The organism is Microbacterium sp. Beta, from assembly GCF_005502545.1.
Classification (GTDB): Bacteria; Actinomycetota; Actinomycetes; order Actinomycetales; family Microbacteriaceae; genus Microbacterium; species Microbacterium oxydans.
Map to the genome: position 1 here is coordinate 1 of NZ_SCOG01000031.1, position 14327 is coordinate 14327.

General features: G+C 66.1%; 25 protein-coding genes. 6 read left to right on the top strand and 19 right to left on the bottom strand.

The window, feature by feature from the left end; genetic code table 11:
• Positions 1 to 746 (bottom strand): relaxase/mobilization nuclease domain-containing protein (locus tag FFS56_RS18715; protein ID WP_171011070.1); only part of this gene is annotated, 746 nt, incomplete at its 3' end.
• Positions 743 to 1141, bottom strand: coding sequence for a plasmid mobilization relaxosome protein MobC (gene mobC, locus FFS56_RS18720; protein WP_137772232.1), 399 nt, complete (start codon positions 1139 to 1141; stop codon positions 743 to 745). The genes mobC and FFS56_RS18715, both read right to left, overlap by 4 nt.
• 254 nt (positions 1142 to 1395) lie before the next feature.
• Here mobC and FFS56_RS18725 point away from each other — a divergent pair, with 254 nt between their 5' ends.
• The 3 genes from FFS56_RS18725 to FFS56_RS18735 all read left to right on the top strand — a co-directional run bounded on the left by FFS56_RS18725 (position 1396) and on the right by FFS56_RS18735 (position 2491).
• Complete coding sequence (locus tag FFS56_RS18725; RefSeq protein ID WP_137772233.1) at positions 1396 to 1767, top strand: hypothetical protein; 372 nt, start codon at positions 1396 to 1398, stop codon at positions 1765 to 1767.
• 266 nt (positions 1768 to 2033) lie between these two features.
• Entirely contained in the window at positions 2034 to 2246 is a 213-nt protein-coding gene (locus tag FFS56_RS18730) for a hypothetical protein (protein ID WP_137772234.1), read from the top strand.
• Positions 2243 to 2491, top strand: coding sequence for a helix-turn-helix transcriptional regulator (locus tag FFS56_RS18735; protein ID WP_137772235.1), 249 nt, complete (start codon positions 2243 to 2245; stop codon positions 2489 to 2491). Before FFS56_RS18730 ends, FFS56_RS18735 begins: the two co-directional genes overlap by 4 nt.
• Here the strand turns inward: FFS56_RS18735 and FFS56_RS18740 are convergent.
• From FFS56_RS18740 to FFS56_RS18760, 5 genes are all read right to left on the bottom strand, one after another.
• Positions 2472 to 3059 carry a recombinase family protein gene (locus tag FFS56_RS18740; RefSeq protein WP_137772236.1) on the bottom strand — a complete coding sequence of 196 codons (588 nt, stop codon included), beginning with the start codon at positions 3057 to 3059 and terminating at the stop codon, positions 2472 to 2474. The two genes, FFS56_RS18735 and FFS56_RS18740, sit on opposite strands and share 20 nt — an antisense overlap.
• Positions 3056 to 3385: a hypothetical protein gene (locus FFS56_RS18745; protein WP_137772237.1), complete on the bottom strand. Its 330-nt coding sequence runs from the start codon at positions 3383 to 3385 to the stop codon at positions 3056 to 3058. The genes FFS56_RS18740 and FFS56_RS18745 overlap by 4 nt, the downstream gene beginning before the upstream one ends.
• Before the next feature lie 9 nt (positions 3386 to 3394).
• A complete protein-coding gene (locus FFS56_RS18750) occupies positions 3395 to 4213 on the bottom strand; it encodes a Fic family protein (RefSeq protein WP_137772238.1) in 819 nt (272 codons plus the stop codon).
• Between the two features lies 1 nt (position 4214).
• The gene (locus tag FFS56_RS18755; RefSeq protein WP_137772239.1) at positions 4215 to 4457 is read right to left on the bottom strand and encodes an antitoxin VbhA family protein; all 243 of its coding nucleotides are present in this window, start codon (positions 4455 to 4457) and stop codon (positions 4215 to 4217) included.
• Between the two features lie 220 nt (positions 4458 to 4677).
• Positions 4678 to 5037 carry a MerR family transcriptional regulator gene (locus FFS56_RS18760; protein ID WP_086991036.1) on the bottom strand — a complete coding sequence of 120 codons (360 nt, stop codon included), beginning with the start codon at positions 5035 to 5037 and terminating at the stop codon, positions 4678 to 4680.
• A gap of 76 nt (positions 5038 to 5113) precedes the next feature.
• On the opposite strand from FFS56_RS18760, the gene FFS56_RS18765 reads away from it, so the two are divergent.
• The gene (locus tag FFS56_RS18765; protein WP_137772240.1) at positions 5114 to 6316 is read left to right on the top strand and encodes an MFS transporter; all 1203 of its coding nucleotides are present in this window, start codon (positions 5114 to 5116) and stop codon (positions 6314 to 6316) included.
• Here FFS56_RS18765 and FFS56_RS18770 read toward each other — a convergent pair.
• From FFS56_RS18770 to FFS56_RS18785, 4 genes are all read right to left on the bottom strand, one after another.
• On the bottom strand, positions 6313 to 7344 hold the full coding sequence (locus FFS56_RS18770) for an AI-2E family transporter (RefSeq protein WP_171011049.1): 1032 nt from the start codon (positions 7342 to 7344) through the stop codon (positions 6313 to 6315). The two genes, FFS56_RS18765 and FFS56_RS18770, sit on opposite strands and share 4 nt — an antisense overlap.
• 169 nt (positions 7345 to 7513) lie before the next feature.
• A complete protein-coding gene (locus FFS56_RS18775; RefSeq protein ID WP_068483760.1) occupies positions 7514 to 7834 on the bottom strand; it encodes an SMR family transporter in 321 nt (106 codons plus the stop codon).
• A complete protein-coding gene (locus FFS56_RS18780) occupies positions 7834 to 8181 on the bottom strand; it encodes an SMR family transporter (protein ID WP_068483758.1) in 348 nt (115 codons plus the stop codon). The genes FFS56_RS18775 and FFS56_RS18780 overlap by 1 nt, the downstream gene beginning before the upstream one ends.
• 3 nt (positions 8182 to 8184) lie before the next feature.
• Complete coding sequence (locus FFS56_RS18785) at positions 8185 to 8715, bottom strand: TetR/AcrR family transcriptional regulator (RefSeq protein WP_068483756.1); 531 nt, start codon at positions 8713 to 8715, stop codon at positions 8185 to 8187.
• 75 nt (positions 8716 to 8790) lie between these two features.
• Here FFS56_RS18785 and FFS56_RS18790 point away from each other — a divergent pair, with 75 nt between their 5' ends.
• On the top strand, positions 8791 to 9453 hold the full coding sequence (locus FFS56_RS18790) for a DUF1345 domain-containing protein (protein WP_068483755.1): 663 nt from the start codon (positions 8791 to 8793) through the stop codon (positions 9451 to 9453).
• A gap of 96 nt (positions 9454 to 9549) precedes the next feature.
• Here the strand turns inward: FFS56_RS18790 and FFS56_RS18795 are convergent, their stop codons facing one another.
• Positions 9550 to 9723 (bottom strand): chemotaxis protein CheY, encoded by a 174-nt coding sequence (locus FFS56_RS18795; protein ID WP_068483752.1) that lies wholly within the window; start codon positions 9721 to 9723, stop codon positions 9550 to 9552.
• A gap of 167 nt (positions 9724 to 9890) precedes the next feature.
• Between FFS56_RS18795 and FFS56_RS18800 the strand changes: the two genes are divergently transcribed.
• Positions 9891 to 10169, top strand: coding sequence for a hypothetical protein (locus FFS56_RS18800; RefSeq protein ID WP_082775568.1), 279 nt, complete (start codon positions 9891 to 9893; stop codon positions 10167 to 10169).
• Positions 10170 to 10443: 274 nt separating this feature from the next.
• Here FFS56_RS18800 and FFS56_RS18805 read toward each other — a convergent pair whose 3' ends face one another.
• The 7 genes from FFS56_RS18805 to FFS56_RS18835 all read right to left on the bottom strand — a co-directional run bounded on the left by FFS56_RS18805 (position 10444) and on the right by FFS56_RS18835 (position 14327).
• Positions 10444 to 10686, bottom strand: a complete 243-nt coding sequence (locus FFS56_RS18805) for a hypothetical protein (protein WP_124093348.1) — start codon at positions 10684 to 10686, stop codon at positions 10444 to 10446.
• Position 10687: 1 nt separating this feature from the next.
• Positions 10688 to 11092 carry a hypothetical protein gene (locus FFS56_RS18810; protein WP_068483746.1) on the bottom strand — a complete coding sequence of 135 codons (405 nt, stop codon included), beginning with the start codon at positions 11090 to 11092 and terminating at the stop codon, positions 10688 to 10690.
• Complete coding sequence (locus FFS56_RS18815; protein WP_068483744.1) at positions 11089 to 11886, bottom strand: ParA family protein; 798 nt, start codon at positions 11884 to 11886, stop codon at positions 11089 to 11091. The genes FFS56_RS18810 and FFS56_RS18815 overlap by 4 nt, the downstream gene beginning before the upstream one ends.
• A 246-nt stretch (positions 11887 to 12132) precedes the next feature.
• Positions 12133 to 12516 carry a single-stranded DNA-binding protein gene (locus FFS56_RS18820; RefSeq protein WP_068483742.1) on the bottom strand — a complete coding sequence of 128 codons (384 nt, stop codon included), beginning with the start codon at positions 12514 to 12516 and terminating at the stop codon, positions 12133 to 12135.
• Positions 12517 to 12566: 50 nt separating this feature from the next.
• A complete protein-coding gene (locus FFS56_RS18825; RefSeq protein WP_137772242.1) occupies positions 12567 to 13298 on the bottom strand; it encodes a hypothetical protein in 732 nt (243 codons plus the stop codon).
• A gap of 60 nt (positions 13299 to 13358) precedes the next feature.
• Entirely contained in the window at positions 13359 to 13607 is a 249-nt protein-coding gene (locus FFS56_RS18830) for a glutaredoxin domain-containing protein (protein ID WP_137772243.1), read from the bottom strand.
• 408 nt (positions 13608 to 14015) lie between these two features.
• Positions 14016 to 14327: a hypothetical protein gene (locus FFS56_RS18835; RefSeq protein ID WP_068484203.1), complete on the bottom strand. Its 312-nt coding sequence runs from the start codon at positions 14325 to 14327 to the stop codon at positions 14016 to 14018.

Here is a 14327-nt window from a genome sequence, read left to right on the forward strand (position 1 = left end):
ACGCTGCGCGCGAGGTCGTTCCGGGGCGCATTCAGTCGAACCTCAGCCGTGATGCGTGCCTGGCGCTCCTTCGGGTCGAGGCGGTGCCATTCGGGCTGCTCTCCCCCGATGCGCGCCGCGTGCTGCTCGTACTTGCGCTGCGCCATGAGCGCCGAACGCTCCTCGACGCGGGACTGCTCCGCGGGGCTGTAGCCGCGCGTCGCACGCTCCCCCTTCGTCGACTCCAACTGCTCCAAGCCGTACTTCACTTCGAGGGCGCGCGCAGCGTTCTGTGCACGCTGGTAGTCCAGGTGCGTCGAAGCCTTCGTGCCGTCCTCGCGAACCAGGTTCACCGCGATGTGCACGTGGTCGTTTCCGGCCTGCGAGAGGCCGTGACGGATCGCGACCCAACGGCACGGGGCCTTGGTCCCGTCGTTGTCGTCGAACCCCATCGCGGACACAAAGTCTTGCGCGATCGCCGCCCACTCCTGGTCAGTGCGAATGCCCTCCTCGGCGCGCAGCGACAGTGAGGCGTGCCACACGTGACCGCCCTTGACCTCGACGCCCATAGCGGTACGCGGCCGGTCCAGGTGACGCGCGATCGCCTTCGCGTTGTCGCCGCTCAGCTCCGCATCGTCGTACCACGCCATGAGCGCGTGATCGCCGGCCACCAGGTGCGGCTCCGTGTGCTCGTTGTGGCGACCGCCGCCGACGAGGTAGGACACGAGGCCGGGCATCCGATCGCCGCGCGTAACGTTCGGCATCATGACAGGCTCAGCTCATCCACGGCCGCGTCGATGCGCTCCGCTACTCGGCGCACGGCGGCGAGCGTGGCGTCCGTCTCTGCCTGACGCTGACCGGTGGCGTTGGTGGCCTTCGCGATCTGGTTGACGTTGTTCGACACCGCGGCCAACAGCCGGTGCAGCTCGAACAGCTTCCCGATCGCGTTGCGCCGCTCGGTGACCGTCTCCCCCATCTCGGATGCAAGGGTCGTCTCGACCAGCAGCCGCGGGATGGTCACCCGCTGAGCGAGCGCGAGGCGCAGCAGCCGGCCCTCCTCCTCGGGAGTCACCTTCACTTCGTGCTTGTGCTTCCGACCGCCCGGAGCATTCGCGCGCCGACGCCGCTCGGTCTGGGGCTCGGCTGCCGTCTCATCTGACATGCGATCCCCTTCCTTCGGCCCAGCGCAGCGACCCCGCCCCGTGCGGGGACCACACGTCCAGTGTGCCGCACCCGTCGACGACTGTCGAGGGGTCAAGCCCACTTAGCCCTGCTAAGTCTTTAGCTTGCTCCGTCTGGGACTCCATTCGGGTTCGCTCACGTCGACAGACGGGAGTGGTCGAGGCTTCGCCTCGGCGTGCTTTTGATGTGTCGACAGGCGTCGACTTCGAACGGCTCGATCCGTACGATTGGTGCATGGCTACGCAACTGACACCAGAGGAAGCAATCGAGCGCGCGCGACGTCTACAGGATGACCGCCTGACAGCGGTTCGTACCGTCGCGGAGGCGCGGCAGTCGCTCAGTGATGTGCGCGACGAGACGGCCCGCGAGCTGGCCGATCTACAGGCACGGATCGCGGAGCGGATCGCGACCGCGGAGCGCGAGGACGTGCGCGCTTACTCGGCCGCGCTGAGTGCCGGATGGTCTGCGGACGAGCTGCGCAAGATCGGGTTCTCTGAGCCCGACAAGAAGGCGCGCACGCGGCGTCGATCGACGCGCAAGCCTGCGTCCAGCTCGGCCCCTACGGCGGCTGACGATGCGCAGTCGGAGCCTTCTACGGAGGGTTGATCGCTGGCACGGTTCCGGCCCCACGTTCCGCTCTGCGGCGTGGGGCTTTCGTGTGTCCCCGCGCTGCGGGGTTGCACTCCGCTCCCGATCCCGTCAAGGGCGCTTCGCGTCCCTTCGGGAGAGCCCTGCGGGCTCCCCTTGACCGGCTCTCCGCTGCGTGCAAGGCGGCAAGTGTTCCGAGAAAGCCGGCACCTCGGCGTACCGCCGAACTGCCTACTTTCATCGGACACACAACAAGGGAATGGGATCGAACGATGAGTGGACCCGTGAGTTTCGCAACGCTGACAACGACGCTGCCGACGTCGGACGAGGAGCGCGGCCGGCTGATGCGGAACGTGAGCCAGCGTGACCAGCAGCTCTACGATTACGGCCGCTCCGGCTACCGGCTGGCGGCGTCCGTGACGGTGCCGGGGAGTGACGTCGTGACGGTGATCGACACGCTCACTCGTGAGGGTGAGTTGGGGGGCGATGGCCGATGACGCGATCCATTGCTGTGCAGGTCGCGCAGCGCATCCGGCGCGTGCTCGACACTCGGGGTCTGACCGTCGAGTGGCTGGCCGACGCGACCGGGATCAAGCTGCGCACGCTTACCCGGCGGCTGCACCTGACCAGGCCGTGCGGCCTCACCGTCGACGAGCTGAACGCGATAGCCGGCGCGCTCAATGTGGCTCCGGGCGTCCTGCTCCACGATGACCAGGACGGGGCTACCGCTGCGTCTGGGTGAGTTCCTGATCGGCCTTGCTGAGGGCGCGGGCAACCGTCGACTTGCCGACGCTGAGCACTCCGGCGATGTGGTCGAGGCTGCGGTTCTCGGCGCGCATCCGCTGCGCCTGTGCGATCTTCTCCGGCGTCATCTTCGACGGCCGGCCACCGACTCGACCCTGCGCTTTGGCGTGAGCGAGGCCGCGCAGGGTGTTGTCCCGGATCGTGTCGACGCGGAGCTGTGCGAACACGGCCACCATGCCGAACAGGGCGCGGCCCATCGGGGTTGTGGTGTCGATCATCGGCTCCGTAAGGCTCTTGATGTTCACGCCCCGGCGGTCGAGGTCGTGCAGCGTCTCGATGATGATTCGCTCCGACCCTCCGAGCCGGTCGAGGCGGCGCACCAGGAGGGTGTCGCCCTCGCGGAGGTAGTCGAGGCAGGCGAGCCACTGGGGGCGGTCTGTGATGCGGCTCGACTCGCCGTGGTCAACGAATACTCGAGAAGCGCCGGCCGCGCGCAGCTCGGCCTCCTGAGCGGCGGGGTTCTGCTCCCGCTTCGACACTCGGGCGTAACCGACGACGTTCGTCACTGCTGAACCTGCTCGACGTCCGCGGCCGGTGCGCTGCGCGGCGCGCGCGCGATGCGGCGCATGCGCGGGACGACGAACGCGAGCCCGGCGAGCACAGCGACGGTGGCGATGATCCGGCCGGGAAGCCATGCGGTCCCGTCGATCCAGAGTGCGGCGATCCAGAGCACTACGGCGACCTCGCACACGCCGAGCGACCAGAGGAGTCGACGGACACCGCCGCTGGTGCGGGCGAAGCGATCGCGCGAGGTAAGCAGCGCGATCGAGCCGACGACGAACAGAACCACGCCGGCCCCGCCGACGACATTTGGGAGAAGTGAATCGAACATGGGATCTTCCTATCGGTCACGACTGACGTCGGGTCCGCGGTTGGCGCGGTAGCCGGCACTCGGCGGGCGGGCCTGTGTGCCCCGCTGCGGCGTCTGCTTGGTCGCCTCGGCCGCGGGCCGCGGGTAGGAGGCGCTGAGCGCTGAACGCACCTGAGCGGCCCGGTCAGGGCCGGCCTGCGGTGCCGTGCGCTCGACGGTCACCGCGGCGAACACCGGGACGAGAGAGGCGGGCTCGGGAGCGTAGGCGAACATGTCGGGCCGGCTCATGGCCGATCCCCCGTTCCACTGCTCCGGGCTCACGCGGGCGAAGTCGAACCGGTACGGCGACTGCTCGGCCACGTGCGCCATGAACACCTTCGACGTGCGGCCGTTCCCCTCGCGGAAGGGGTGCGCCTGGTTGACGTAGGCGAACACGGTCGAGGAAGTGGCGATGAAGTCGTTACGGCCGATCTTGGCCCAGTCGGTCGACGTCACGAGCTGGCGCGCGTCGGACAGATACCGATCGACCTCGCCCGACCTGACCTCACCGAATCCGCGACCCGGACCCTTCGACATTTCGACAGTGCGGTACTCCCCCGCCCACTCGTAGACGTCCTGGAACAGGTGCCCGTGGATCGCGCGTAGGTGCGCCCCGTCGAACGTGCGAGGTATCTCAACCTCGCCGTTACCGAGCTGCACAGCGCGCACGGTGGTGTCGGTGTACTCCATCCGAGACAGCACCCGCGCGTCGCGCTCCTCGTAGAGGTTGCGCAGCGTCCCGATCCCGGTATCCGGGTCGATCGTGTCGGGGTAGAAGTACGACTCCCAGCTATCGAACTGGGATGCCACGTCAGCGGCCGGCGCCGACGACGCCGGCTGCGCGGCGAGCGGCAGCGTGGCCGCGTCGACGGTACTCCGCGAGGTCGATCGCCCCGCGGGTGTAGTCGGTCACGTTCTCGACGTCCTCGCGGGTCGGGGTGAACCCTTCGTGCCATCCGGCGGCGAGGGCCTGGCGCACGCTGTCGCGCTGCGTCGCGTCGAGCTGCGCGAACAACTCCGGCCACTCCTGCTCGACCGTGAATGTCTCAGCCACGATGGGCTCCCTTCGTCGTCTTACCAGTCTACCGGGTTTCCCGAAAACGGTCTATAAGAAGTTTCGGCACAAGAGGGTTTCGGCACAGACTTTCGGCACGGCGTGTCGACGTCGCCGCGGTGCAGCTCGCGGCCGTGCCGGAATCGATCAGTTTCGGTCCGTTGCGGATTCCTACAAGAGACCGAGTACCGGACTACCAGGCGGCGCGTCGATGGCTGCGTTAGGTGTTGGCGTGGGTTTCGCGGAGGAACTGGGTCAGCGCTGCGCGGCTGGTGGTGAGGCAGGCGATCTTGGTGTCGAGGTCGTCGATCTGTTCGGTGACCATGCGGGCGAGGATGTCGTCGCAGGTGCTCGACCATCCGGATTGGCCGCTCTGGCGGTCGAGGACAATCTTGATGAATCGCGTCGGGACACCGGAGCGAGAGAGGTCTCGGATCGTGACGACCTGGTTCAGATCGGATTCGGAGTAGTCGCGGTACCCGTTGGGGTGTCGTCCAGGTTGGAGGAGTCCCTGGGCTTCGTAGTAGCGCAGCATTCGGGGCGCGACTGCACTGCGCTGGGATATCTCACCGATCCGCATCCGCTCATCTCTCTCGCCTGGGACTTGGGGCACCAGGCTTGACCTTGACAGTGGTGTCAATCTTTAGCGTAGTCGCATGAGCACACGATCGACGTCTTTACCCCTGCCCGGCACCGCCGGTCCGCACCGGGCCTGGCCGATTCTGTCGGTGCTGACCGCGGCGACGCTGCTGACGGTGACGGTCGAGATGTTGCCATCTGGGCTCTTGCCGGTAATGAGCGCCGATCTGGGCGTCTCCGAATCAGCAATTGGGTTGCTGGTGAGCGCCTGGGCGCTCACCATTGCGATCGTGGGGATTCCACTTGTGCGGCTCACGATCCGGTTACCCCGCACGCCACTGCTGGCAGCGTGTCTAATCGTGATCGCGGCAGCGAACCTGCTCACCGCGACCGCCTCTAGCCTCCCGCTCGCACTTACCGGTCGTATCCTCGCCGCGACGGCGCACGGCCTGTTCTGGGCACTCGTCGTTTCCTACGTCGCCTCCGTCATCACTGCCGAGCGGCTCGGACGGGCGCTGGCGATCGTCCTGGCTGGGCCCACGCTCGCCGGCCTTGCCGGACTACCGATCGCGGCGGCTCTGGCCGATGTGGTGGGGTGGCGGGCCATCTTCATCGGCCTATCTGTGGCTCTTGTCATGACCGCCGCGGTGCTCTGGCTCATCCTGCCGCAGGTACCGTCAACGATGCCTGCCGGTGGCGGCGGGTGGGATCGCAGCGCTTCCCGAGTGATTGCGGTAGCGATCGCGGGAGGGCTGGTGTTGGTCGGGCACTTCGCTGTCTTCACCTACCTCACGGCACTAGTCACCCAGTTGGGCAGGCTGCCCGGTGCCGCGATCCCCTTGATGCTGTTGGTGTTCGGAGTGAGCGGGGCAGTAGGTATCGCCGGGTCCGGTTTCGCGTCCGACCGGTACCCACGCGGTGCGATCGTCGCCGCGGCAACTCTAGTGACGGTTGGTCTCGCCGTGCTCGCTTTGAGCTCAGGGCAACCGGTCGTGTTCATCATCGGAGTTGCGATCTGGGGAATCGCGGTCGGCGCGTTTCCCCCGATCCTGCAAACCCGGGTGATGCGCGTATCCACGAGCGCATTCCGACCTCTGGCCGGAAGCATCGTCGTCACCGTCCTCAACCTCGGTGTCGCAGCCGGAGCCACCCTCGGCGGCCTTGTCCTCGACCACGGTCCTATCGCCGTCACTCTCATCGCAGTCACCGCCGCGGCAGTGGGAACCTTCGCGCTAGCGCTGATGCGCCCCCTCAACACCCCGCATGAAGGTACCCGCTAGCTTGCCGAATCCTCCCGGCGGCGGAGCCGCACCACCCGCGGTACATCCGCTTGTTGATGGGGGATGATGACCCGGTTGACGATCGTGATGCCAGCAGCGGCGATTGGCACCGCGACAAGGGCACCGAGAATGCCGCCGAGGGCAGCGCCACCGAGGGCAGCGACGATAACAAGTGCTCCCGGCATGGCTACGGCGCGGGCCATGACTCGCGGCGTGAGTACGTAGGCCTCTACTTGCAGGTAGGCGAGCAGGATGGCGGCAACGACGATGGCCGGAACCAGGCCCGTCTCGAGTGTGATGATGGCCGCGATGCTCGCTCCGATGACAGGCCCGACAACGGGGATGAGCGCACCAATAAAGGCGATCAGAGAAAGGAGGGCAGGAGCTGGGCTTCCCGCCGCGGAGGTCACGATGAACGTTACGAGCGCATTAACGAACGCGAGGACGATCTGTCCCCCGACGAAACGACCAACAGACTGCAGAATTTCCTCCGCGATCGACTTCACTCGGTGGCGGGCGCGGTACGCGACCAGCTCGTACGCCTTCGCCTTGATGGCCGGCATGGTGAGAGCGAGGTAGATCGTCAAAACGGTCACGATGATCACACCAGTGATGGCGTCGATGATGCCGGTGCCAACCTCTAGCAGACCACCAGAGAGTTTCAAGAGCTGATCTGGATTCGCGAGGAAAGCAGTCGCGTTCGCCAGCAGATTGTTCACGTCCAGACCATCCCCGATCATGCCGATCAGCCAGAGGAACCACGGCTGATCCGGGATCGCCGACACGAGCGTAAAGGCCTGATTAGCGACGGCCGTGACCTGTTCGGACACTGCTGGAAGGATCACAGTGATGAGGAACGCGGTGCCGACGAGGAGAATGAAGGCGATAGTGAGAACTGCCGCCCACCGAGGCATTCTTCGCTGCTGCGCGTAGCTGAGGAGCGGTTCCGCGGCGATGGCCAGGAAGAACGCTAGTCCGATGTACACGAGGACGGTTCCCAGGGCGCCGACCGCGGCCAGGATCGCCATCCCACACCCGACGCCGAGGGTGGCGATAAGCGCATACCTGAACGGATGCGCAGCAAGCCCAGCGGAGGACAACGCACCCCTCCCGCCTCCGCGGGAGCCGAGGCTCGCGGGGAAGCGGCGAACGTGCATCCTATTTGTGGACGCCCGTCGGACGGCGGCGCTCGGCCGGTTAGTGGGCAGCACCGAGCTCGACCAGGAGGACACCGCCGATGATGAGCGCGATACCGGCGGCCATCACCCAGGTGAAGGGCTCGTTGAACAGGAACTTGCTGGCCACCGCGGTGAGCGCAACGCCGGACGCGGCCCAGATTCCGTAGGCGACACCGATGCCAAGGCCCAGCGAGAGGACCTGTGTGAGGAAGAAGAACGCACCGAGGTACCCGATGACCACGGCGATGAAGAACAGCTTCTTGCCATTCGTGGCCACCCGCAGGGACAGTGCGGCGCCGACTTCGAGGATGATGGCGATGATGAGGAAGAGCCAGACCATCAGGCGTTCGCCTCCCGCTTGCGGATCGCAGCTTGGGAGCCCATTTCGACGGTGAGGACGCCGCCGATGATGAGGACCAGGCCAAGGATCATGATCAGGGTGAGGGGTTGGCCGAAGATGATCGCGGCGAAGATAGCGGTCAGCGCCACACCCATCGCCCCCCAGATGCCGTAGGCCACACCGAGTGCCATGCCCTGCCGGAGAACGAGGCCGAGGAGGCTGAAAGCGGCGACAAAGCCGACGCCGACGACGACGTACCAGGCGGGGTGGTCTTGAGCGGCTTGGAGGGCGAGCGAGGCCGTGACCTCGCTGACGATCGCTCCAGCGAGCAGGAGCCATTTCTTCATTTGCTATTCCTTAATCAGGTTGTGGGCGAGGAGGTGAACGCGGGCGCGTTCATCGGGTGTGGGGGGAAAGAAGTTGGTGGCGTCGGCGAGCCAGCCGCCATCGGCGAGGAGTCGTGCGGCGATCAGTCGCGCCCGCACGTCGGGGGCTAGATCGGTCGGCAGTGTCAGCCAGGGTGCGAGGCGCTCCGTCCACCGGTGGGTGAGGGTGCGGCGTAGTTTCGGGTCGCTCATCGCGACCAGGTCTGTTTCGCTGAACTCTCCGGAAAGCGACCAGTCCAGGTAGGCGCGGATCCGATCATGCGGGCCCGCCTGGGACGAAGTAACCCCGAGTCGGGCGGTGAGCTCGCTCTCCCACCGGTCCAGGACCGAATCGACCAGCGCGAGCATGAGGGCTTCCTTAGTGGGGTAGTGATACATCACTCCGGGCTTCGTCAACCCGACCGCGCGGGCGACCGAATCCAACGACACCGACCCGCCCTCTTCCAGCTGCGCGAAGGCCGCGGCGATGATCGAATGCGGTGTCTCAGTTCCCATAACCAAAGGTTACCATCCGGAAGGTAACCAAGCTGTAGGGTTGCTGAGACTGGCGAATCTTGAGGGGAAGCGATCATGGACGCAGAGCGGCCCCCACGCGAGGGAACGCACCGCTGGGCCGACTACCTCGTCACTGCTGCAGAACTCGTGACCGTGCTCGTGGCAGTGGGGTACGTGCTCTCCGGAAGCGTGGTCGTGCTGATCGTGTGGGAAGCACTAGCGACGGCATATCTCCTCACCGGGTCAATCCTCACCTGGCGGCGCAGCATCACCGGCCGAGACGGAAGCCGCCGATCGGGAACCCTAGACACACTGTCGTGGGTGCTACCGCTCATGGCCAGTCTCGTCGGGGTGAACGCAGCCGTTCTCGCGATCACAATCCGCGTTCCCGCCGAAGCTCCCCGAGGGGAAACGGTATTCCTCGGAGTGGCGGCCGCGATCGGCATCATCTTGTCCTGGCACCTGCTCCACACCGGCTTCGCCCAGGTCTACGAAACACTCCAACACCGCGACCCCGAGCATCCCGCGCTCGAATTCCCCCGCACGACACATCCCGGCCTGGCGGACTTCCTGTACTTCGCGTTCACGATCGGAACCTCGTTCGCGACATCCGACGCCACCGTGGCCACCGTGCGGATGCGGTGGCTCGTCCTCACACACAGCATCGTGAGCTTCTTCTACAACGCCCTCGTCGTCGCCGTAGCCATCCAAGTCATCCAACAGATCGCTCGTGCCTGAACTCAACGAAATCACCTAGTTACGCCTTGATAGACGGCCATCGGAATCTCCAACGACGTAAGCAATAGTTGGAAAGATCGCGTCGGTCCGTCAGTGTCAGCGAGATTCGGCGCGCAGCTCGTCGACGAGGGCCTGGTGCGTGGGGTGCAAGAACAGCACGACGGGGCCTTGGTAGTAGCTATCCCGCGTGATCGCCTCGGTGAACCGGATTTCAAGCTCCGGGTTCTCGTGCAGCAGTCGGCGCACCCGTTCCGCTACTCGCTCAGTCATAGACACTCCCCCCAGAGCTTCCCGGATCGTAACTGACATGCGCTCGGGGGCAAAGCAAAGGACCGCGCAAATCGAACACATGTTCGAATAACGGTAGTCTCATCCTGGCCGGGGAGGAGTCGGCCATCGGGAGCAACAAGCGCTATGCGCACCACTACGACCGTCTGATGAATGAGCGCATCTTGGAACAGGCGGTGGTGAGCGCTGGCCCCTTGCAGTCACTCACGCCAGAGGAGCTGCGCTTGGACTCCGAGCCGGTGACGATCGACCCTCGACCCAAGCCGGTGCGAGCCTGGGTGCGGTTCGGGTTGAAACCTGCGCTCGTCGACGCGGTAGCGGCGCGCTGGACGGCGGATGCCGTCGGGGTGGTGTTCTCGATCCGCGGCACCGAGTACCGCGCCTGGGTCTGGGCGTCCGCGGTCACTCCGGTACAGCGCACGCCGTAGCCCTATGGGGTCGATCGGAGCGGTGTGACGGTGTACGTCCACGCCCACCCGCCAGGCCGGCCCATGTCGATCTTGGTCCGGATGACTTCGAGCGCTGCGGCCGCCTCGGCCGCGTTCTCGTAGGGCCCGTAAGCCTCTAGAAATCCGGGGTTCACTACAGGGTCCGTAACGATGACTGCGTGCGAACGATTAGGGTCGGCGTCGGGGTCTCCGAGCGTTGCGAGGAGGCCCGCCGCTTGCAGGCCGATTGACGATGGAGTAGCCATGCGTGCTCCTACCTGGTCGCGCGGACTTCGCAATCGGACTCGTCGGTTCCGATGAACACGTCCTCCACTGAAACGTCCCAGCTCCGGTAACGGCCGGAGTCTTTCAGCTCGTCCTCCAGCTCCTCGAGAAACGTCGTCGTGGCCGAGCCGACGTGCGGCAGGAACGGGCCGTAGTAGCGCGTCGCCTCGACGCCATCGGTGGCGACCGTCGACGCCTTGACGATCACGGCTGTTGCAGTGCGAGAAACCATGTCACTCCCCCATCGGTCGACCGACGGTGAGCACGCCCGGGCCGACAGGCTCGAACGGCTCCCCGCCGTTGTACTGAGCTTCCAGGCGCTCCACCTTCTCCATGATCGCCTCGTTCGCGAACTTCGACAGGTTCGTCATGCCGACGTTGCGCATGTAGGCGACGATCGCTCCGCGCATGCGGGCGGAGTCGTCGGGGTGCTGGTAGATCGTGATCTTCGGGGGCTTGCCGGGCTTCTCCCCCTTCTCAGCGGCGCTCAGCGGCTCTGTGACGCTCTTAGCCGCCGGGGCGGGCGCAGTGGAGGCCGGAGCCGCTGCGGGAGCCTCCTGGGACGCTTCCGGGGCCGTGGGGTGATCGAACGGGCTCGCGCTCGACAGGCTCGACTTACGGGGGGCGGGACGGTTCATGACGGATCTCCTTCGATAGCTGCCAGGTGCTCGGCGTAGATCGCTCCGAGCGCGGTTGCCTCGGCACTCCCCCACTCGTCGAGGCCGCGCGCGGCCTCGGTGGCGTCTGCGATCACGACGCGCTTGGGGATGGGTCGACCGATCAGGCGCAGCCCGCGGCCCTCGGCGGCCGCGCGGAGCTCGTCGAGCCAGGCGGCCCCGCCGACGGTGCGCTCCTCGTGCTGGTTGACGATGATTCCGGCGACGCTCAGTCCGGGGTTGTAGTACCGCTGGACGTTCCCGATCGTGTCGAGGAGCTGCCCGAGCCCGTCAAGGCTCCACTTCTTCGTGTGGGTGACGATCACCGCCCCGTCGGCCGCGGTGAGGGCGTTGATCGTGAGCTGGTCGAGGGATGGCGCGGAGTCGATCAGGATCAGGTCGTAGTCCTCGATCACCTGGGCCAACGCTTCGCGCAGCCGAACCTCTCGGCCGGCGCCGGCTATGACCAGCTCATCCCGCACGTTCCCGAGTGAGGCCCCGGACGTCGGCACGACGTCGAGGCCGGGCCAGAGTCCCGGCACGATGACGTCGCGCATGGTGTCGTCTGCGCGGGTGCTTAGCACGTCGGCCAGGCCCGCCTGCTCGGCGTCGACCTCCTCGGCCGTGATGTTGCTCGTGAGGTTGCCCTGCGGGTCGTTGTCGACCGCCAGCACGCGGCGACCGGCGAGCACCGCGACGCGCGCGAGCTGAAATAGCGTCGTGCTCTTGCCGACGCCGCCCTTCTGGTTGCAGAGGGCGAGAATTCGAGCGGTCATAAGAAAATACCTCCGTTGACGGGAACAACTCTAATACAGCTATTGACGGTGATGCGGGTTGGTCAGTAGAACGGCCAAAGATCGCTACCCGTGCTGATCGGCTGCGCGAGCCACAGGAGCGTTGATGTGACGGCGAGAATCGCCGCGGTGGCCCACATGGCCCACTCTTTGTTCATGCTGGTGCCCCTCCTTCGGCATCAGGCGGGGAGGGGCAACCGCTCTCGGCCGCCCCTCCCCCAAGCCTGGTCAGAACGGGGTGTCGTCGCCCTGTTCGGCGGCGGGCTTGCCGACGACGCGGACGCTCTGCCCGCGCAGACTCACCGCGACCTCATCGGCTCGGACCTCGTGCTGCAAGCGGGTGCCCTGCTCGCCCTTGTACTCGGTGACGCGGTAGCGGCCCGAGAACGTCACGCGGACGTTGCCCGACTGCTCCGCGACCTCGACGAGGTTCACAGCCTGGTTGCCGCTCACGGCGACGTCGTAGGCCACGGTGGGGCCGTCGGTGTAGCTGTTGTCCTCCTGGCGGATGCGGTCGCTGACGAGGACGCGGGCGTAGGTGTACGGGCCGTTATCCCCCTCGCGGAGGGTGGGCGTCGCGGCCAGGTTGCCGGTGCGGGTGATGTAGCTCATGGGTTCTTCTCCTTCGGTCGGTATTACAGGTGTTGCCGCTAATAGTGTTATTATGCCGGATCGAATGTCTCGCGCTCAACCTCCAATCGGCGGCCGTCCATCTGCGACGGATACAGCACCAGCTCGATAGGGCTCGTGGGGTTGGGGTTCTGCAAGCGGACGCCCTGCACGGGGGAACCGGCGGTGATCGTCCCCAGCTCAGACACGACCCGGCGGGGCGGGTTGTAGGGGCGGCCGTCCCAGCTCTTGATCCGGTCACCGAATCGCAGATCGGCAAGCCGGGTCACGGTGATGGTCTGAGTGGTCATGCGGTCCTCCTTAGTAATAACTCTATTGTAGTAAATGACTCTATTAGCGTCAAGCCTTCTCCGCTTCTCCGCTTCTCCGCGCAGCAGCTCGGCCACCTTCTGGGCCAGCAGCCAACGGCGATCGGCGGCCGCGCGATCCTCGGCGGTGTAGTCGCCATAGCTCGCCTGGTGCTCGAAGTCCTCGCGGCCTCGGCGGGCCATGTCCAGCAGCTCGTCGATCCCCGCGCACAGCTCAGCGTCGACCGGGACGACGCGCCCGCCGCCGTCGACGACCAGGCTCAGGGGCTCGGCCATCCCTGCGACGTGCATCGCGTAGCCGTCGCCCTCGCGTTCAACGTAGGCCGTCAACACGGTTGCCGACTCGTCGTTGTCGAAGTCGACCCGGCCGTAGCTGTCAGGGTCATCCCCGAGCGGCCAGAGCTGCGGCTCTAGGCGGGTGCCTCGGTCATACGGGGTCAGGTTGCGAGCGTTCATGGTTGCTCCTTGGGTAGGTATTACCAGTATAAGCGGTAATAGAGTTATTTACTACTGTTCTCAGGCGGCAAAGTGAGCGGCTACCCGCTCGATGTGGTCGGGTCGGAGGTCGCACCAGTGATCGTCATCGTCGACGACGACAACCGGGGCCACGGTGTAGCCCAGCTCCTCGGTGATGTACTCGCGCGCGTCGGGGTTCTCGGTGATGTTCACCTCGACGTAGGGGACGCCCTTGCTGTCGAGCATCATCTTCGTCATGCGGCACTTCCCACACTGCGGGCCGGTCGTGTAGACGGTTAGCGCTTCCATTTGGTAATCCTCCCACCCCTCGTTTTTTTGCCGTGAAGGCGAATTCATTCGCCGCTAGGGAGGACGGCCGGAGTGCTAGTGACCGTGGAATACCGGACTGAGCGCAGCGAGGGAGGATATGCCGCGAAAGCACTAGCGCGCAGGTTGGCCGACCGTACGCTGCCGAAGGCTTCACGGCAAAAGAACGGGCCGACAGGCCCCTGCAGTCGGCCGGCTCCGTCCGGCCGTCCGTTAGCCGGCGCCGGCTCCGTCCGGCGTCGGCCGCTGTATAGGCTCCCCGCCGCGCGGTCTGGGGGGCGACGTGGCGGCGGGGAGCGGGTGCCGGGGCTGCGTGTCTCGCTGGGGGGCGCGGACTGTGCTGCCGACGCCACCAACCCTATTGCGGGGCCGCTCGGAACAGTATTGGAGTTATTGCCGGTGTTCGGGGTAGAGCTGCGCGATTCGGGCGGCGACGTTGCACACGTCGTCGGGGGTTACCTCGTCGAGGAGGATCGTTCGCGTTCCGCCGTCGAGGTCGATCCACCACACCGGGCGTACGGTGTCGGCGTCGATTCCGGCGCGGTGGGCTGCGAGGTCTGATGACGGGTCGACGGGGCCGAAGTAGAGCTGTGGAGCCCAGCTATCCGCGCCCATGTCGGTGTAGAGCGTCGTGGGGAAGGGGAGGAGCTGCGCGAGGTCGTCGAGGAGGTCGGCGACGTCGGATTCTGTGAGGGTGTCCAT